Raw genomic sequence first — 19,101 nt, 5'->3', positions numbered from 1 at the left:
CCGACCGGGGAAATCAGGTCAGCAGCAGGGTCAGGTCATCCTGACTGAAGCTGGCCGGTTCGCTCAGTTCATCCGCCAGGATCTCCCCCGCCAGTTCTGCTTTATGCTGCTGTAACGCCACCACTTTCTCTTCAATGGTATCCGCCGCAATCAGCTTGTAAACAAAGACAGGCTTATCCTGACCGAGGCGATAGGCACGATCGGTCGCCTGATTTTCCGCCGCCGGGTTCCACCAGGGATCGTAGTGGATCACCGTATCCGCCGCCGTCAGATTCAGGCCGACGCCGCCTGCTTTCAGGCTAATCAGAAATACCGGGACTTCGCCCTGCTGGAAGCGCCGCACCGGCTCATTGCGATCGCGGGTGCTGCCGGTCAGGGTGACAAAATCAATCCGCGCGCGCTGTAGCTCTTCCGCAATAAGGGTCAGCATCGAGGTGAACTGCGAGAAGATCAGAATACGGCGATCTTCAGCCAGCAGATCGTTGAGCATTTCGCGCAGCAGCTTAAGCTTGGCGGAGTGCTTTACTTTTTCCGCCCGCACGTCCTCCACCAGCCGCGGATCGCAGCAAATTTGCCGCAGTTTCAGCAGTGCATCCAGTACCAGCAGATGGCTGCGCCCCGCGCCCTGCTGCTGCACCGCCAGCTGCACCCGATCCTGCATCGCCGCGCGGACCTGGTCATACAGTTCACGCTGCGCACCTTCCAGCGGCACGCTACGCACGATGGTGTTTTTTGGCGGCAGTTCTTTCGCCACTTCCTGCTTGCGGCGGCGCAGCATAAACGGCCGTACGCGCTTCGCCAGCAGGTCACGACGAGCTTTATCCCCGTTACGCTCAACCGGAATCCGCCACTCCTGCATAAAGTCGCGTTCGCTGCCCAGGAACCCTGGCAGCAGGAAGTCGAACTGCGACCACAGCTCGCCGAGGTGGTTTTCCAGCGGTGTACCGGTCAGGCACAGACGATGACGGGTCTTCAGCCCGCGGATCACCGAAGCCGCACGTGAAGCGCTGTTTTTCACGTACTGCGCCTCGTCGAGGATCAGCATGTGGTAGGCGTGTGCGACCAGCTGCGGCTGATCGCGCCACAGCAGGGAGTAGGTGGTAATCACCACATCGTGCTGCTCCACCTGCTCGAAGAAGTCTTTACGCTGCGGACCGGTCAGTGCCAGCACGCGCAGGTCGGGCGCAAAGCGAGTCGCCTCGCAGCACCAGTTATGCACCAGCGTGGTCGGGACGACGATCAGCGCCGGTCGGTCAAGTCGGCCAGCTTCTTTCTCCAGCAGCAGATGCGCCAGAGTCTGAATGGTTTTACCCAGTCCCATATCATCCGCCAGCACGCCCGCCAGCTGGTGCTGACGCAGGAACTGCATCCAGCTGACGCCCTGCAGCTGGTAGTCTCGCAGCGTGGCTTTCAGCCCCGCTGGCGGAGCGACCGGCTGCACGCCGTCATTGCCGCTGAGCTTCTGTGACAGCTGGTGCACCGCGCTGTCGCTGTCAAAGGTCCAGCGGCTATAGGGATCGCTCTGGCCAAGTCGACCGACGTCCCATGCGGCCAGCCTGAGCGGCTGCGGGTCCTGCCTGTCGAACAGGTCAATCAGGTTACCCACCAGCGGCTTGAGCTGCGCGGCGCGGAACAGCAAACGCCGATCGCGTTCATCGCGCAGTTCAATTTGTTCATCATCAGGAATCAGGTTCAGGCTACCGCCCATCCAGCGCCTGTCGCGGGCAAACAGCCCCGCCAGCAGCGGTTCCAGCCTCACGCGCTGCCGCCCCAGTTTCAATGCCAGCTCCAGATCGAACCAGCCATCCTGAGCCTGCACCGCACGCCCTTCAATGGCGTCGACTTCGGTCACGTTCCAGGTAAAGTCGCTGTCCATGCGGATTTTCCAGCCGCGCCTGCGCAGGGCCGGCAGGCCGGTTTTAATAAAATCTCGCCATTCAGCGGGCGTTTCCGGGGCGAAGATCTCCGGTGGCAGCGGCGCTGGGGTATAGATATGGCCCGCCGGGATGGTTTGCAGCCCGGCATGCTGGATCTGCGCCAGCCAGTTCTGTTCTTCTTCTATATGGCGGGCAACGTGATAGTGCTGTCCTTTGCGGTCGCTGAAGCTTTGCGCACGGCTTCCCGCATCGACCCGCACGCCGGCGTAGTCGAAGCTGACCGAGGCGAAGTCCAGGCGTTTCTGCCGGTGGCCGTAGTGGCCGTAACCGCTGATAAACTTGGCCCGGGATTCAAGTTGTAACGTGGGGATCGGCTCGGCGTGGATGGTGTTCAGTACGGCTTTTTCCACGGTCTGCCGCGGGCGCAGATTGGCGAGCATCACCGCGGCGACGTGGCGACAGTTATTTTTTACCGCGCAGCTGCATTCGCCGCTGGCCTGTAGCCTGCCCTGAGGACGGCTGAAATGCACCAGTACGCTGTAAGGCTCTGCCGCTCGCCCGGCAACTTCGCCGGTCAGCAGTCGGTTCTGCCACTGGATATTCTGCACGCTGGCGACCAGATCGCGCGCACGGGCAACGGTTCGTACCCCCAGCCAGCGGACGACCTGATTTTCGTTGTAGGTGACGGACGACATCGTGCAGTTATTCCTGGTTGAATCGGGCAAATACACTTTTGCCCCACGGCAACCGGCAATAATATTAATTCCGGGGGTAGGAATGCAACTGCGACAGCACACTAGCGGGCTAAAAGCAGACTGATGCGGCTTGCCTGCTCAGGTATTCATCCACTGCGGGTCATTTTTACCTCTTCACCGCGTCCTGATTTCCTGCCCCCCTGGAAATATCTGTAGCAATCCATCCAGACGGCTGGCCAGTCTCCCACACGTCGTAATCTTTGCTTCAGGTCAACAAAATCTCGTTTAAATACGATCAAAGCACTACATATAGCGCTTAATATACTTATCGCAACCTATATATAGATTTCACAGGAGAGTGGCGGTGGTAACTGAGGTCATCAAACGGGACGGCTGCATTGTGGCTTTTGATCCCGCACGTATTGAGGCGGCGATTCGTGCTGCCGCTCAGGCGGCACGGGTTGAGGATAAGGATTACTGTGCCACCGTCGCCGGTCTGGTCAGTGCTGCACTGGCCGGGCATCAGCGGGTTGATATTGCCGACGTGCAGAAGGCGGTGGAGGATCGGCTGATGGCCGGTGCCTATCCGCAGCTGGCACGCTGCTATATTGAGTATCGTCACGATCGCGATGTCGCCCGCGAGCTACGCGGGCGGCTGAATCATGAGATCCGCGGGCTGGTTGAACAAAGCAACACCGCGCTGCTGAATGAAAACGCCAACAAAGACAGCAAGGTGATCCCAACCCAGCGCGATCTGCTGGCAGGGATCGTGGCAAAACACTATGCTCGCCAACACCTGCTGCCACGCGATGTGGTCAGCGCCCACGAGCGCGGCGAGATCCACTATCACGATCTCGACTACTCGCCGTTTTTCCCGATGTTTAACTGTATGCTGATCGATCTGCGCGGCATGCTGACCCACGGCTTCAAAATGGGTAATGCCGAGATTGAGCCGCCAAAATCAATCTCCACCGCCACCGCCGTGACCGCACAGATTATTGCTCAGGTCGCCAGCCACATTTACGGCGGCACTACCATCAACCGTATTGATGAGGTGCTGGCTCCCTACGTTGAGGCCAGCCTGGAAAAACATCGCCAGGTGGCGCTCAGCTGGCAGATTGCGGACGCCGAAGCCTATGCCCGCAGTCGTACGGAAAAAGAGTGCTACGACGCCTTCCAGTCGCTGGAATATGAGGTCAACACGCTGCATACCGCCAACGGTCAGACGCCGTTTGTCACCTTCGGCTTTGGCCTGGGGGAGAGCTGGGCCGCCCGGCTGATCCAGCAGTCGATTCTGCGCAACCGCATTGCCGGGCTCGGGAAAAATCACAAAACCGCCGTGTTTCCGAAGCTGGTGTTCGCCATCAGGGCCGGGCTTAACCGCCTGCCCGGCGAAGCTAATTATGATATCAAGCAGCTGGCGCTGGAGTGTGCCAGCAAGCGTATGTACCCCGATATTCTTAATTACGACCGGGTTGTTGAGGTGACCGGCTCCTTTAAAACGCCAATGGGCTGCCGCAGCTTCCTCGGCGTTTATGAAGAAAACGGGGAGCAGATCCACGATGGCCGCAACAATATCGGCGTGATCAGCCTGAACCTGCCGCGCATCGCGCTGGAAGCGAACGGTGACGAAAAGCGCTTTTGGGCGCTGCTGGACAGTCGGCTGCTGCTGGCTAAAAAGGCGTTGATGACCCGCATTGCCCGGCTGGAAAACGTCAAGGCTCGGGTCGCCCCCATCCTGTATATGGAGGGTGCCTGCGGCGTGAGGTTGCAGGCGGATGAACCGGTTGCCGGTATTTTTAAAAACGGCCGGGCATCGATTTCCCTCGGCTATATCGGGATTCATGAAACGCTGAACGCCCTGAGCGGCGGTGCGGTTCACCCGTATGATGACACCCGCCTGCGGGAGACCGGGTTGGCGATTGTCAGTCACCTGCGCCAGGCGGTGGATTGCTGGAAGGCCGAAACCGGCTACGGCTTCAGTCTGTACAGTACGCCAAGTGAAAACCTCTGCGATCGCTTCTGCCGTCTTGATGCCGCCGAGTTTGGCGTGGTCGCCGGTGTGACCGATAAAGGCTATTACACCAACAGTTTCCATCTGGACGTTGAGAAGAAGGTGAACCCTTACGATAAAATCGACTTCGAAGCCGCCTACCCGCCTTTAGCCAACGGCGGGTTTATCTGCTACGGCGAGTATCCGAATATTCAGCACAACCTGAAAGCACTGGAGGACGTCTGGGACTACAGCTACCAACACGTGCCCTACTACGGCACTAATACGCCGATTGATGAGTGCTACGAGTGCGGATTTACCGGGGAGTTCGACTGTACCAGCAAAGGCTTTACCTGCCCGAAATGCGGTAACCATGACAGCAGCCGGGTATCGGTTACTCGTCGGGTGTGCGGCTATCTCGGCAGTCCGGATGCTCGCCCGTTTAATTCCGGCAAGCAGGAAGAGGTTAAGCGGCGGGTTAAACACCTTGCATCAGGTCAGCTGGGGTGAATATCCATCAGTATTACCCGGTTGATATCGTTAACGGGCCGGGTACACGCTGCACGCTGTTTGTCTCCGGCTGCGAGCATCAGTGCCCCGGCTGCTATAACCAGAGTACCTGGCGGGTAAACTCCGGGGTGCCTTTTTCCATTGAGATGGAAGAGCGACTGATCGCCGACCTCAACGACAGCCGCATCCCACGCCAGGGGCTGTCGCTGTCCGGCGGCGATCCGCTGCATCCGGCCAACCTGAGCGATGTTCGACGGCTGCTGAGCCGTGTGCGGCGCGACTGCCCGGGAAAAGATATCTGGATGTGGACCGGCTATCAGATGGCGGAACTGAGCGAACGGCAGCAGGAGGTGGTGGCCCAGGTCAATGTACTGATTGACGGGAAATACGTCCGGGAATTACGCGATCCGTCGCTGCTGTGGCGCGGCAGCAGCAATCAGGTGATCCACCGGCTGCGTTGAAGATCGGCGACGGCGGTGAGATGCGCCCCCCTGCTCACGCATTTTTACGCTAAAGTAGCGGTGACCGCCGTTTTCGAGAAGACTCATGAGCACAACTGCCGCCAGCTGGCGACTCTACATCCTGCGCACCGCGAAAGGCATGCTGTATACCGGCATCACCAACGATATAGACCGGCGTTTTAACCAGCATCAGAGCGGTAAAGGCGCGAAAGCGCTGCGTGGAAAAGGGCCACTGGAGCTGCTGTTTCACTGTGAAGCCGGCGATCGCTCGCAGGCATCAAAGCTGGAATATCAGGTGAAACAGCTGAAAAGAAATGAAAAAATCAGGCTGATTACCCACCAGCCTGAATCTTTATCTGCCTGGCTTGAAGGACTCAGAAACGGTTAAACGGCTCGGAATAGCCAATTTCACCCGTTACGCTTTCAAAAGCATCGTCCGCCAGTTTATAGACCTGCAACGCCGTTTCCGTATCTGGCCAGCGGCAATGTAGCTGGTGCTGCGCGGCGCTTTCAAAGCCGAACCGAGTGTAGAAGTTCGCATCGCCTAAAACCACAACGGCGGCATAGCCGAACTCATTTAACGTATCCAGCCCTTCATAAACCAGCTGCTTGCCCAGCCCCTGGCCACGGACGCTTTCGTCAACAGCCAGCGGGGCAAGGCCAACCCACTGCCGATCTTCTTCATTCAGCGTGACCGGGCTGAAGGCCGCGTAGCCCAGTACCTGGCCTTCGTCATCGGTGGCAACGACGCCCAGCGTCAGCAGCCCGTCTTCACGCAGCTGCTGCACCAGTTCCGCTTCAGCAGATGTCGGGAAACTACGGCGCAGCAGACCATCGATGCTGGCGGCATCAACACCAATTTCGGTACGAATTAACATGACACACCTGCGCGATCCGGCGAGGAAGTCGCGTCCTCTTTTAGTCCGGCCTCAACAAAGTCGGCCAGTTGCATAAGCCCGAGGCGCATTGGCTTCGGCATGGATTCAATATCGATTGCGTCCATCAAATTCTTCACTTCCAGACCCAGTTCGGTATCGCCTTCAATATGCAGTCGGCGCTGGAAGAACAGCGTGTCGGGGTCCTGCCTGCGTGCCGCAATCAATAACAGGTCGTTAGCATTACCGCGAAACCAGACGTCGCAGTCGCTGCGCTCGGCAACCAAAAGCTGCCCATTTTCAACCGTAACTGACCAGCGTAGCTCAAGATCGCTAACTTCTATACCCAGCCAGCGATTTTCAAGAAAATCCAGCTCGCCTTCTGCCAGCGCCTGCTGAAACTGCCAGCGTAACAATCCCTGTAATAGCGGCTTTTTTAGCGCAAACGGGGTGAATCGCAGTGGGAAGCGCAGCAGCTGCGGCCCTTTACGAACGCAGTGGGTACGTAGCGGGTTCAACACCATTATTACTCCTTACGAAAAATTTCGCCTATTTTGCCACAATGGCAGAGCGCGTCAGGCGGCTGGATCAATAAAATGGGCGAACTATACGGTTTTTAGCAGGGAATCCGTCCCTCATCAATACGCCATTCGATGCCTTAAATCAAAATTTGTCGCCGCTTTCCTCTCTAGAATCATCGATTCTTCTGTCTAATGGGATTGATCCTTATGGAACTGCTGTGCCCGGCCGGGAATCTTCCGGCACTGAAAGCCGCCATTGAAAACGGCGCTGACGCGGTCTACATCGGTCTGAAAGATGAAACCAACGCCCGTCATTTTGCCGGTCTTAACTTCACGGATAAGCGCCTGCAGGAAGCATCTCGCTTCGTTCATCAGCATAAACGCAAGCTGCATGTGGCAATTAACACCTTTGCTCATCCTGATGGCTACAGCCGCTGGCAGCGAGCGGTGGATATGGCCGCCGATGCCGGTGCCGACGCGCTGATCCTCGCCGATATCGCCATGCTGGCCTACGCCGCTGAGCGCTATCCGCAGATTGAACGCCATCTCTCCGTACAGGCCTCCGCGACCAATGCCGCAGCCGTACGTTTCTATCAGCGTAACTTTGATGTGGCTCGGGTGGTACTGCCGCGCGTGCTATCTATCCATCAGGTGCGCCAGCTCGCACGGGATACCAACGTGCCGCTGGAGGTGTTCGCTTTCGGCAGCCTGTGCATTATGGCCGAGGGCCGTTGCTACCTCTCTTCTTACCTGACCGGCGAGTCGCCCAATACCGTCGGAGCCTGTTCTCCTGCCCGCTTTGTTCGCTGGCAGCAGACCGCTGACGGGCTGGAATCGCGGCTGAATGAGGTGCTGATCGATCGCTACGAGAACGGCGAAAATGCCGGTTACCCTACCCTGTGCAAAGGCCGCTACAGGCTGGACGGTCAGCGCTATCACGCGCTGGAGGAACCCACCAGCCTGAACACGCTGGAGCTGCTGCCGGAGCTGATGGCAACCAATATCGCCTCGGTCAAAATCGAAGGCCGCCAGCGCAGCCCCGCCTATGTGGCTCAGGTGACGCGTATCTGGCGACAGGCTATCGATCGCTGCAAAACGTCCCCGGAAAACTTTGTCGCTCAGCCCCAGTGGATGGCGGCATTGTCCGAGCTGAGTGAAGGTACGCAGACCACGCTGGGTGCCTGGCACCGGCAGTGGCAATAGGAGAATTGAAAATGAATTATTCCCTGGGGCCGGTGCTGTGGTACTGGCCGCATGAGGCGCTGCAGGATTTCTATCGCGCGGCTGCGGGAAGCGAAGCGCAGATTATCTACCTTGGTGAATCGGTATGCAGCAAGCGGCGGGCGACCAAATTCAACGACTGGCTGGCAATGGCCCGGGAGCTGGCAGCAGCAGGAAAACAGGTGGTGCTGAGCACGCTGGCGCTGTTGCAGTCGCCCTCCGAGCTGAACGAGCTGAAGCGCTATGTGGATAACGGCGAGTTTATGATTGAGGCCAGTGACTTTGGTGCGGTCACGCTGGCCAGCGAGGCCGGGCTGCCCTTCGTGGCCGGACCTGCGCTGAATGTCTATAACGCCGTCACGCTGGAACTGCTGCTCAAGATGGGGATGACTCGCTGGTGTATGCCGGTTGAGCTTTCAAGGGACTGGCTGGCCAATCTGCTGACGCAGTGTGAAGAGCTGGGTATTCGCGATAAGTTCGAGGTTGAGGTGATGAGCTACGGTTATCTGCCGCTCGCTTATTCTGCCCGCTGCTTTACCGCACGTTCGGAAAACCGCAGCAAGGATGACTGCCAGACCTGCTGCATTAACTATCCCCAGGGCCGCAGCCTGCACACTCAGGAAGATCAGCAGGTGTTCGTACTCAACGGTATTCAGACCATGAGTGGGTACTGCTACAACCTCGGTAATGAGCTGGCCTCAATGCAAGGGCTGGTCGACGTGGTGCGCCTCTCTCCATCGGGCATCGATACGCTGGAGGTTGTCAGCCAGTTTCGGGCCAATGAAACCGGCCACAGTCCGATAGCGCTGGCAGCACGCGGTGATTGCAACGGTTACTGGCAGCGAGTGGCCGGGCTGGAGCTAATTGGATAAGCGCAGCATTTAGCCCGGTGGGCGCAGCCGCCAGCCGTTTTCGCGCAGTTTTGCCACCAGAAATCCCGCGGTGGCATAAACTGCGCCCATCGCCAGCAGTACAATGACATACTCCCTGACTTCCGCGACCGGCAGCCCCATCTGATTCACCCCGGCAATCATTCTGGTTCCCCATGTGGAGGGAAGCATCATCGAAATAGTGCGAACCCAGCCGGGCATCGACTGAACCGGCCAGAGAGTACCCGAAAGATAGTAGACCGGGGTGGTGATAAACGACAGCGACAGATAGATACGTTCAACCTCTCGAATGCATTCGGTAAGCAGCTTAGCCAGCCCCAACACCGCCAGCTGAAACGGCAGCGTCAGCAGCAGAAGTTCCGCCAGCGGGGCCGTTTGCCGGTAGCCCAGCACCCACGGCCACAGCCCAAACAGCACGATCGATAAAAACAGCCAGATCGGTATCAACGCCGACAGCGCACCCAGCGTCACGGACAGCGGCAGCTTGCCCTGGCTGCGCAGGGTTAAATTGACCCGCACCCCGGCAATCAGCAGCGAATGCTGTAGCAGCATCACCAGTAGCCCGGGGAACACGATAGCCGCAAAACTAATTCCGGGGTTAAAGACGTCGACGGTCTGGCCAACAACGGGCGTCAGAATAATTTCGGCCTGGCGGGCGCTGAATCCCTGCTTCATCATCAGCTGGATACTGTACTGGCTCAACACCTGCTGATAAGCGGCAATCACATCCAGCTCAATCTGACCGTTAGCCAGCCGGTTGGTCGCATCGCCGTAAACCGGAATATTCACCTGTTTACCCGACAGCATTTTTTGCTCCAGATCCTGCGGCATTAACACCACTGCAAACAGCTTGCGCAGCCCAAGATCGTGCAGGGCATCCGGTAGATTTTCATAAATCTGCGTGTTGACCTTTGGCGTCGCGTTCAGCTGCCGGGTAATCAGCCGGCTGGCCTTGCTGTGGTCCATATCAATCACCGCAACCGGCAGGTCCCATACGCTGCGGTTCATGTAAACGGTGCTCATCACACACAGCGAAAGCAGCAGCATCATCCACATCGGTTTTTGCAGCATGCGCATTAGCGTGGAGTAGAAGGTTTGCCACCACAGTTTCACTGTGCCGCCTCCGGTTTAAGCAGCCGCTGATAGAGGCGTTTGCGTACAAGCAGCGCTGAGAACAGTGGATAAACCATAAGCAGCGCGCAGACGCTGAGCACCGGTTTTCCGGGTACATCCCGCAGGAAAAGATCAAACATGGCATAAAGCGCATGGGTGAGTGGTTCGATATTGGATATCAGTTGAGCAGGCCACGGCATCGACAGTTCCGGCATTGCAATACCGGAAAACGTCAGTGCAAGACTGACGAAAATCCCCATCATGCTGTAGGCAGTAATCGCACTGCCGGTAAAGGTAAACAGCATCACTCCAAGGCTTTGCGCCGCCATGACGTAAAAAAACGCCACGGCCAACATATAAAACGGATTTCCCACCACCCTAGCACCAAAGATCCCCACCAGCAACGCGATCTCCATCATCAGCAGCGCGGTATAGCACAAGGTGAACGGAAACAGTTTACCGAGCAGTGCCATGCCAAAATGGCTTTGATAAATTAACGGGCGCGCCCGTGCCAGCAGCCAGATAGTCAGAGTGACGGTGAATAGCTGAACCAGATGAATGCAGGCTGCGAATTGCTGATAGTAGATATAGCTGCCGCTGGCGTTGAACAGGCTGTCGTAGTCCAGCGTAACGTTCGGTAGCACCGGCATTGAACGCCCGCTAGCTGCCATCAGCCAGGGTTGGTACTGGCTGTTCAGCCCGGCTATCACGCCGCTAAAGTCCTGCGTGGAGTAAAACCCGGCGCCGTAAAACAGCGCGTTGTAGTAGAGGGTGACGCGCGGCTGCCGGCCAGCCAGCAGGTCGGCTTCGAAAAAGGGGGGGATCATTAGCACCGAATAGTCTTCGGCACGACGCAGCCGCTCCAGCGCAGCCGGTAAGCCACCGTCGGCAACGGTAACCTGCCCATGTGAACCTGCATTCAGATTGCGGATCAGCTGACGCGATGCTTCACTGTGATCGCGATCGACGGCGACGATCGGCAGATCGAGCAGCGTTCCGGCAGAGAAATCGCTGGCGATCAGCGCGAACAACAGCAGCGGGAAGCACCAGCCTAGCCAGTGAACGACCGGCTTACGCCAGGCAACCAGAATCTCATGACGAAAAGCGCGCAGGAAGGCCCAAAGCCTGCGATTTATTCCTGCCATTGCCATAGCGCACTCATTCCCTGACGTAAGTCTTTTACCGGTGCTAACGGATACAGGCGAACTTCAAACGTCTTCAGGTCGAAGTCACCGGTGGCACGGGTCGCGCGTTTTGTCGCATAGTCACCCAACGGAGCGATGTAGCGAACTTCAGCCTCAATTTGCTGATTGTTCAGCGCAGGCACACGCAGCAGGACTTTATCGCCTTTGCGCACGTGCGCAAGAATGTCCTCGCGCAAATCAAACACAAACCACGCCGTGGGTAATTCAAGAAGCGTAATCAGCGGGCTACCGGCATTGAGTAATTCACCTCGTTCAGCAGGGATTGGGCCAACTTCGCCTGCAACCGGCGCTCTGACCAGCAGTTCATCGGTTTGCGCCTTGATCTCCAGCAGATCCTGTTCGGCCTGATGCAGCTGGGCGACATAGGCAGCACGCTGTTCAACACGATCGCCGTGCAAACCCTGATCGAGATTCGCCTGTGCAGCCAGCATCTGCTGCCGGGCGCTGTCGCGGCTTCTGCGGGCATTATCCAGGTCCTGGGCGGAAATATAGCCCTGCTTTGCTACAGAGAGGTCACGCTGCCAGGTTGCCTCGGCATTAAGATAGTCGGCACGGGACTGTTCGAACTGAGCACGTAAATTACGGATCGTCTCTTCGCGGGTGCCGTCAAGGGAAAGGTTGAGTATCTGCTGTGCCTGCTCGCGAGCCGCTTCAGCGGCTTTCAACTGGGCGATAAGTTCGGGAGCTTCAAGCCGGATAAGAGGTTGCCCGATAACCACATCATCACCACGACGAACCAGTTTTTCGACTACGCGGCCGCGAGCTTTGGAAGAGACAATAACTTCCGTAGCGTCAACTTCGCCCTGTAACAGCAAATAATGATTGTGTGCACGAATCAAAATGGTCAAAGCAACTGCCAGAACGATCAGCAGAAGGGTAAAAAATGCCGTTTTCTTCATGAAATTTCCCCGTTTTTTATCAATAAATGGGGAAACGACCAGCCAGCCATTGTGCTTTCCTTTGCATAAAAATGGTCCATATTGAAGGAATATACGATCGCTGATTTAAGGTTTCTTACCGTAAAACCACTTTTAGCGGTATAACGCATTCACAGACACCCGCACGAAGATCGTGGGCGGTTAAATCTTTTACAAAGTGCTGCAAACGGACAATCGTTTGGCAAACATATATCGTAGCCTTGCACGATGTATGAGTCGGAATCTGAGAATAAGTGAGCATCTATGTCTGAGAAAAAAACGGTACCGCTTTCGGTACTCGATCTTGCCCCTATTCCGCTTGGTGCTTCCCCGCGCGAGGCGTTTCACAATTCGCTGGCTCTGGCCAGGCAGTCCGAGAAGCTGGGCTATCACCGCTACTGGCTGGCTGAGCACCACAACATGACCGGTATTGCCAGCGCGGCGACCTCGGTGCTGATTGGGTATCTGGCGGCGAATACGCAAACCCTGCGGCTTGGCTCCGGCGGCGTGATGCTACCAAACCACTCCCCGCTGGTGATTGCCGAACAGTTCGGCACGCTGGAATCACTGTATCCGGGCCGTATTGACCTGGGACTTGGCCGCGCGCCGGGCTCCGATCAGCGCACGATGATGGCGCTACGCCGTCATATGGGCGGACATGTGGATAATTTCCCTGCCGATGTGGCTGAAATGATTAGCTGGTTCGATGCGGCCGGGAACGATGCACCGGCGGTACAGCCAGTGCCGGGACTGGGATTAAATATTCCGGTGTGGCTGCTGGGCTCCAGCCTTTACAGCGCACAGCTGGCGGCCCAGTTGGGTCTGCCGTTTGCATTCGCCTCACACTTTGCTCCGGATATGCTGATGCAGGCGCTGCATCTGTACCGCGAAAACTTTAAACCGTCGGCACGTCTGTCACAACCTTATGCCATGGTGTGTATCAATATCGTTGCCGCCGACAGCGAGCGCGATGCCCGGTTCCTGTTTACCTCAATGCAGCAGCAGTTCATTAACCTGCGCCGGGGTCAACCTGGTCCGCTGCCGCCGCCGGTGGAAAATATTGATAGTTTGTGGTCGTCTTCCGAGCAATACGGCGTGCAGCAGGCGCTGAGTATGTCGATCGTGGGTGATAAAGAGAAGGTACGTCAGGGGCTGGCAAACCTGATGCGTGAGACTCAGGCGGATGAAATTATGGTTAACGGGCAGATTTTCGATCCCGAGGCACGCCTCTACTCCTTTGAGTTGGCCATGCAGGTACGGAACTCTTTGTAATTTTTCACGAATTGCAGACATAAAAAAACCAGCCCGCAGGCTGGTTTTTTATTTGGCATCAGTGATTATGCATCACGACGACGGGCTGGCGCGCTGCCGCCTTCTTCACGACGTGGACCACGGTTGCCACCGTCACGGTTGAAGCCGCCCGGGCGACGTTCACCGCTGCGCTCGTTGCTGAAGCGACGACCGCCTTCACCACCACGACCGCCTTCACGACGCTCGCCACCGCCGAAACCACCACGGCCTGGGCCGCCCGGACGACGCTCACCGCCGCGATCGCTGCGTGGCTGTGCATCGCCAATCAACTGCATATTCATTGGTTTGTTCAGAATACGCGTACGAGTAAAGTGCTGAAGCACTTCGCCCGGCATGCCTTTTGGCAGTTCGATAGTAGAGTGAGTACCGAACAGCTTGATGTTACCGATGTAACGGCTGCTGATATCGCCTTCGTTAGCGATCGCGCCAACGATATGACGAACTTCAACACCATCATCACGGCCAACTTCAATACGGTACACTTCCATATCACCAACATCACGACGCTCACGACGCGGACGGTCACCGTCGCGCTCACCGCGTGCTTCACGTGGACCACGCTCTGGACGGTCACCGCGACGATCGTCACGCTCACGGAATTCACGACGTGGGCGCTGTGGAGCATCAGCAGGAACGATCAGAGGACGTTCGCCCTGGGCCATTTTCAGCAGGGCTGCGGCCAGAGTTTCGATGTCCAGCTCTTCAGCAGGCTGCAGTTTAGCCAGCAGTGCGCGGTACTGATCCAGATCGCTGCTTTCCAGCTGCTGCTGTACTTTTGCTGCGAACTTAGCCAGACGACGTTCACCCAGCAGTTCTGCGTTAGGCAGATCCACTTCAGGGATGGTCAGCTTCATGGTGCGTTCGATGTTACGCAGCAGACGACGCTCGCGGTTCTCAACGAACAGCAGTGCACGACCAGCACGGCCAGCACGGCCGGTACGACCGATACGGTGGACGTAAGACTCGGCATCCATAGGGATGTCGTAGTTAACCACCAGGCTGATACGCTCAACGTCCAGGCCACGAGCCGCAACGTCGGTCGCAATCAGAATGTCCAGACGGCCATCTTTCAGACGCTCCAGAGTCTGCTCACGCAGAGCCTGATTCATGTCACCGTTCAGCGCTGCACTGTTGTAACCGCTGCGCTCCAGCGCTTCAGCCACTTCCAGCGTTGCGTTTTTGGTACGCACGAAGATGATTGCAGCGTCGAAGTCTTCCGCTTCCAGGAAGCGAGTGAGTGCATCAGTTTTACGGCCATAGGCAGTCCAGTAGCTCTGGCTGATGTCAGGACGCGTAGTCAGGCTTGACTGAATGCGCACTTCCTGTGGATCTTTCATGAAACGCTTAGTGATACGGCGAATGGCTTCCGGCATGGTTGCAGAGAACAGCGCGGTCTGATGACCGTCTGGGATCTGCGCCATGATGGTTTCAACGTCTTCGATGAAGCCCATACGCAGCATTTCATCTGCTTCGTCCAGTACCAGACCACGCAGGTTAGACAGGTCCAGAGTGCCACGCTTCAGGTGGTCCAGCAGACGGCCTGGAGTACCAACAACAACCTGAGGTCCCTGGCGCAGAGCACGCAACTGCACGTCATAACGCTGGCCGCCGTACAGGGCCACAACGTTAAGACCACGCATGTGTTTAGAGAATTCGGTTACGGCTTCGGCAACCTGAACCGCCAGTTCGCGGGTCGGTGCCAGCACCAGAATCTGTGGTGCTTTAACAGTTGGGTCAATGTTGTTCAGCAGCGGCAGGGAGAATGCCGCAGTTTTACCACTCCCGGTCTGTGCCATACCCAGAACGTCACGGCCCGCCAGCAGGTGAGGAATACACTCAGCCTGGATTGGGGAAGGCTTCACGTAGCCCATACCGTTCAGTGCTTCAAGGATATCAGCGTTCAGGCCAAGGTCAGAAAAAGTGGTTTGAATATCAGTCATGTAGTACACGTGCCTCGTAGATTTCGGCGGCCAGTCTACATAACTCGTCGTGAAAATTTTCAGTCATTTTCATCAAAAAGTGTGAACCGGCTCAAATTAGTGGTTTCGACAAACAAAAATGCCCTCATCCGCGAAGATGATGACTTTTCAAAGTTCAGGCAATAAAAGTTCGTCAGCTATTGCTGGTCGGATTCTGATAAATCGTCTTGTGTCTGGCCGAGTAGCGCCAGCTCCAACAATGCATATCGGTGCTCAACGAAGTTATGAACGTTGTTAGCGACCGTCAGCTTGAACAACGCTTCTGCGTTGTCCTTCTCCCCCAGACTTAGGTAGTACTTACCTAAATAGAAGTTGGTTTCACTGAGATGTTCAGCGAGCGAAGTGTTATCCGTTGCGTCCGCCTGGAGGCGCTCCGTCAGCGTTTTTTCGCTGATGTCGCCCAGGTAGAACTCGACAATATTCCATCCCCATTGGTCCTTTACCGCTTTGTCGTAACGCTGCTTCAGCGATACTTTGGCCTGTTCTGCGTCGATCTCACGTTCAGTGAGATACAGCCACAGGCTGCGGAAGGGATCGTTAGGATCGTCTTGATAAAACGCCTGCAGATCATCTTGCGCTAATTTAAATCTTCCGCCGTAGTAAAGGGCGATACCGCGATTTAAGTGCGCATAATTGTAAGTTGGATCAAGCTCAAGTACAGAATCAAACGCTTCATAGGCAGCATCAAAGTTGCCTGCCTGCGTTAAATATATGCCTAAGTAGTTGAATACTTCGGGCATATCCGGTCTGATAGATAGCGCCTGAGAAAAGTCATTCCGCGCCAGTGCTCTCAAACCTAAACTATCATACAACACTCCGCGCTCATATAACAGCTGTGCGCGTTCATCATCGGTCAATGACCGACTGGCAAGAATTTGTTCCATGCGAGCAAGAATGACTTCCTGTTGCAGCGTAGGCTGCAGCGGAACTGCCAAAATTTCGTTCTCACGCCAATTGGTGTTGCTGCATCCTGCCAGCGTTAAAGCTGTCGCAACGAAACACCAGCGCAAAAATGGCTTCATTTCCCACTCCCACAAACAAACATTGGGATGATCATCCTGTCATCCGCCTGCCGCATACAGGGGTCCAACCCTGCGATGAAACAGCTCTCCGCCATACGACGGAGAGCTCAATGGTGGTGCTTTATTCTGCTTCTGGTGCCGCAGGAGCTGCAGCTTCAGGCTGAGCCTGTTCGCTGGCTTCTTTGATGCTCAGACGCACGCGACCCTGACGGTCAACTTCCAGTACCTTGACCGGTACTTCCTGACCCATCTGCAGATAGTCGGTCACTTTCTCAACGCGCTTGTCAGCGATCTGAGAAATGTGTACCAGACCTTCTTTACCGCCGCCGATAGCCACGAAGGCACCGAAGTCGACGATACGCGTCACTTTACCGTTGTAGATGCGACCAACTTCGATCTCTGCGGTGATTTCTTCAATACGACGAATTGCGAATTTCGCTTTTTCGCCGTCGGTTGCAGCAATCTTAACCGTACCATCATCTTCGATTTCGATGGTCGTACCGGTTTCTTCGGTCAGCGCACGGATAACAGAACCACCTTTACCGATCACGTCTTTGATCTTATCAACGCTGATCTTAATGGTGTGGATACGCGGTGCGAACTGAGAGATATCGCCGCGCGGGGTGCTGATAGCCTGTTCCATCACGCTCAGGATGTGCAGACGCGCACCTTTAGCCTGGTTCAGAGCAACCTGCATGATCTCGCGGGTGATGCCTTCGATTTTGATGTCCATCTGCAGCGCGGTGATACCTTCACGGCTACCGGCAACTTTGAAGTCCATATCGCCCAGGTGGTCTTCGTCACCCAGAATGTCAGACAGAACCACGAAGTTGTTTTCGTCTTTCACCAGGCCCATTGCGATACCCGCAACGGCGGCTTTGATAGGCACGCCTGCGTCCATCAGCGCCAGAGAAGCACCACAAACGGAAGCCATTGAAGAAGAGCCGTTTGATTCAGTGATCTCAGACACAACACGCACGGTGTACGGGAACGCATCGCCTTTAGGCATAACGGCCAGCACGCCACGTTTCGCCAGACGACCGTGACCAATCTCGCGACGCTTCGGTGAACCCACCATACCGGTTTCACCAACAGAGTACGGAGGGAAGTTGTAGTGGAACAGGAAGCTGTCGGTACGTTCGCCCATCAGCTCGTCCAGGTTCTGTGCATCACGTGCAGTACCCAGAGTCGCGGTAACCAGCGCCTGAGTTTCACCACGGGTGAACAGTGCGGAACCGTGGGTACGTGGCAGAACGCCGGTACGCACGTCCAGACCACGGATCATGTCTTTTTCACGGCCATCAATACGTGGCTCACCGCGCAGGATGCGGCTACGAACGACGTCTTTTTCCAGCGCGTGCAGGATGTCGCTGATTTCGCCAGCATCCAGGCTCTCGTCTTCAGCCAGCAGCGCAGCAGTCGCTTCAGATTTGATCACGTCAACCTGGGCATAACGCTCCTGTTTTTCGGTGATGCGGTAAGCATCGCTCAGACGCGCTTCAGCCAGGGCAGCAATACGTGCGTGTAACGCTTCGTTTACAGGCTCTGGCTGCCAGTCCCAGCGAGGTTTACCGGCTTCAGCAACCAGTTCATTGATGTTATTGATAACAACCTGCTGCTGATCGTGGCCAAATACGACCGCGCCCAGCATCTGGTCTTCGCTCAGCAGCTCAGCTTCTGATTCAACCATCAGTACCGCGCCCTGAGTACCGGCAACAACCAGGTCCAGCTTGCTCTCTTTCAGCTCATCGCAGGTTGGGTTCAGCACGTACTGGTCGTTGAGGTAACCGACGCGAGCGGCACCGATAGGACCATTGAACGGCAGGCCAGACAGCGCCAGCGCCGCTGAAGCACCGATCATTGCGACGATGTCCGGGTTAACCTGTGGGTTAACGGAAACCACGGTAGCAATAACCTGCACTTCGTTAACGAAGCCTTCAGGGAACAGAGGACGAATCGGGCGGTCAATCAGGCGAGAAATCAGAGTTTCGCCTTCGCTTGGACGGCCTTCACGACGGAAGAAGCTACCCGGGATACGACCAGCAGCGTAAGTACGCTCCTGATAGTTTACTGTCAGCGGGAAGAAGTCCTGGCCTGGTTTGGATTTTTTCTGGCCGACAACGGTAACGAACACAGCGGTGTCGTCCATGCTTACCATTACGGCAGCCGTTGCCTGGCGAGCCATCATACCGGTCTCAATGGTGACGGTATGCTGACCATACTGGAATTTTTTTACGATCGGGTTCAGCAAAATTAGTTCCTTAAACATCTGGGCAGGGTTTAATCCCACCGTGGATTACTAATCTTCACTTTGCATCCTCGCGACTAATGACAACCCTAATCCCCAATGGGATAAAGCCTCTCATTAGCCGCGCGAACCTCTGCAACTGAAGATCACACTCAGCAACAATACAATAGTTTGCCCGGAATTGCTGCCGATTGCTTGAAAAAAGGGGCCATAAAGGCCCCTTTCCAGCGAAACTCGTTCCAGGCTGTACGTTTGCCATTTTG

The 19,101-nt window shown here is 56.3% G+C and carries 16 protein-coding genes; 6 read left to right on the top strand and 10 right to left on the bottom strand.

Going from position 1 to position 19,101, the window contains the following annotated elements; all coding sequences use genetic code 11:
• Positions 1 to 13: 13 nt before the first annotated feature.
• A complete protein-coding gene (locus OMR58_RS21235) occupies positions 14 to 2,572 on the bottom strand; it encodes a DEAD/DEAH box helicase (RefSeq protein WP_264546857.1) in 2,559 nt (852 codons plus the stop codon).
• Positions 2,573 to 2,936: 364 nt separating this feature from the next.
• Between OMR58_RS21235 and nrdD the strand changes: the two genes are divergently transcribed.
• From nrdD to OMR58_RS21220, 3 genes are all read left to right on the top strand, one after another.
• On the top strand, positions 2,937 to 5,075 hold the full coding sequence (nrdD, locus tag OMR58_RS21230; RefSeq protein ID WP_264546856.1) for an anaerobic ribonucleoside-triphosphate reductase: 2,139 nt from the start codon (positions 2,937 to 2,939) through the stop codon (positions 5,073 to 5,075).
• A complete protein-coding gene (nrdG, locus tag OMR58_RS21225; RefSeq protein WP_200561955.1) occupies positions 5,072 to 5,536 on the top strand; it encodes an anaerobic ribonucleoside-triphosphate reductase-activating protein in 465 nt (154 codons plus the stop codon). The genes nrdD and nrdG overlap by 4 nt, the downstream gene beginning before the upstream one ends.
• Positions 5,537 to 5,621: 85 nt before the next feature.
• Positions 5,622 to 5,924, top strand: coding sequence for a GIY-YIG nuclease family protein (locus tag OMR58_RS21220; protein ID WP_105592967.1), 303 nt, complete (start codon positions 5,622 to 5,624; stop codon positions 5,922 to 5,924).
• On the opposite strand, the gene OMR58_RS21215 is transcribed toward OMR58_RS21220, so the two are convergent.
• Positions 5,911 to 6,414 (bottom strand): GNAT family N-acetyltransferase, encoded by a 504-nt coding sequence (locus OMR58_RS21215; protein ID WP_264546855.1) that lies wholly within the window; start codon positions 6,412 to 6,414, stop codon positions 5,911 to 5,913. The two genes, OMR58_RS21220 and OMR58_RS21215, sit on opposite strands and share 14 nt — an antisense overlap.
• Positions 6,408 to 6,932, bottom strand: a complete 525-nt coding sequence (gene ubiT, locus OMR58_RS21210; protein WP_420830665.1) for a ubiquinone anaerobic biosynthesis accessory factor UbiT — start codon at positions 6,930 to 6,932, stop codon at positions 6,408 to 6,410. The genes OMR58_RS21215 and ubiT overlap by 7 nt, the downstream gene beginning before the upstream one ends.
• Positions 6,933 to 7,139: 207 nt before the next feature.
• Here ubiT and ubiU point away from each other — a divergent pair, with 207 nt between their 5' ends.
• Positions 7,140 to 8,135, top strand: a complete 996-nt coding sequence (gene ubiU / locus OMR58_RS21205) for a ubiquinone anaerobic biosynthesis protein UbiU (protein WP_200546570.1) — start codon at positions 7,140 to 7,142, stop codon at positions 8,133 to 8,135.
• 11 nt (positions 8,136 to 8,146) lie between these two features.
• A complete protein-coding gene (locus OMR58_RS21200) occupies positions 8,147 to 9,025 on the top strand; it encodes a U32 family peptidase (protein ID WP_264546854.1) in 879 nt (292 codons plus the stop codon).
• 9 nt (positions 9,026 to 9,034) lie between these two features.
• Here the strand turns inward: OMR58_RS21200 and OMR58_RS21195 are convergent, their stop codons facing one another.
• Genes OMR58_RS21195 through OMR58_RS21185 form a run of 3 tightly spaced genes read right to left on the bottom strand, consistent with a single transcriptional unit; the run spans position 9,035 to position 12,260 of the window.
• Entirely contained in the window at positions 9,035 to 10,156 is a 1,122-nt protein-coding gene (locus OMR58_RS21195) for an ABC transporter permease (protein WP_264546853.1), read from the bottom strand.
• Entirely contained in the window at positions 10,153 to 11,307 is a 1,155-nt protein-coding gene (locus tag OMR58_RS21190) for an ABC transporter permease (protein WP_444861333.1), read from the bottom strand. Before OMR58_RS21190 ends, OMR58_RS21195 begins: the two co-directional genes overlap by 4 nt.
• Positions 11,289 to 12,260 (bottom strand): HlyD family secretion protein, encoded by a 972-nt coding sequence (locus OMR58_RS21185; RefSeq protein ID WP_264546852.1) that lies wholly within the window; start codon positions 12,258 to 12,260, stop codon positions 11,289 to 11,291. The genes OMR58_RS21190 and OMR58_RS21185 overlap by 19 nt, the downstream gene beginning before the upstream one ends.
• A 282-nt stretch (positions 12,261 to 12,542) precedes the next feature.
• Between OMR58_RS21185 and OMR58_RS21180 the strand changes: the two genes are divergently transcribed.
• A complete protein-coding gene (locus tag OMR58_RS21180) occupies positions 12,543 to 13,550 on the top strand; it encodes a luciferase-like monooxygenase (RefSeq protein ID WP_105592959.1) in 1,008 nt (335 codons plus the stop codon).
• 65 nt (positions 13,551 to 13,615) lie between these two features.
• On the opposite strand, the gene OMR58_RS21175 is transcribed toward OMR58_RS21180, so the two are convergent.
• From OMR58_RS21175 to pnp, 4 genes are all read right to left on the bottom strand, one after another.
• Positions 13,616 to 15,529: a DEAD/DEAH family ATP-dependent RNA helicase gene (locus OMR58_RS21175; RefSeq protein ID WP_105592958.1), complete on the bottom strand. Its 1,914-nt coding sequence runs from the start codon at positions 15,527 to 15,529 to the stop codon at positions 13,616 to 13,618.
• Positions 15,522 to 15,596 carry a protein YrbN gene (gene yrbN / locus OMR58_RS26075; RefSeq protein ID WP_370348261.1) on the bottom strand — a complete coding sequence of 25 codons (75 nt, stop codon included), beginning with the start codon at positions 15,594 to 15,596 and terminating at the stop codon, positions 15,522 to 15,524. Before yrbN ends, OMR58_RS21175 begins: the two co-directional genes overlap by 8 nt.
• A gap of 109 nt (positions 15,597 to 15,705) precedes the next feature.
• Positions 15,706 to 16,590: a lipoprotein NlpI gene (gene nlpI / locus OMR58_RS21170; protein WP_105592956.1), complete on the bottom strand. Its 885-nt coding sequence runs from the start codon at positions 16,588 to 16,590 to the stop codon at positions 15,706 to 15,708.
• A 121-nt stretch (positions 16,591 to 16,711) separates the two neighbouring features.
• Complete coding sequence (gene pnp, locus OMR58_RS21165) at positions 16,712 to 18,841, bottom strand: polyribonucleotide nucleotidyltransferase (protein ID WP_264546851.1); 2,130 nt, start codon at positions 18,839 to 18,841, stop codon at positions 16,712 to 16,714.
• Positions 18,842 to 19,101: the final 260 nt, after the last annotated feature.

The sequence above is a fragment of the Erwinia sp. INIA01 genome, assembly GCF_025947915.1.
GTDB classification, from domain to species: domain Bacteria; phylum Pseudomonadota; class Gammaproteobacteria; order Enterobacterales; family Enterobacteriaceae; genus Erwinia; species Erwinia coffeiphila.
Note: the sequence above shows the minus strand (reverse complement) of the source record. Positions and strands in the feature narration are given on the sequence as shown.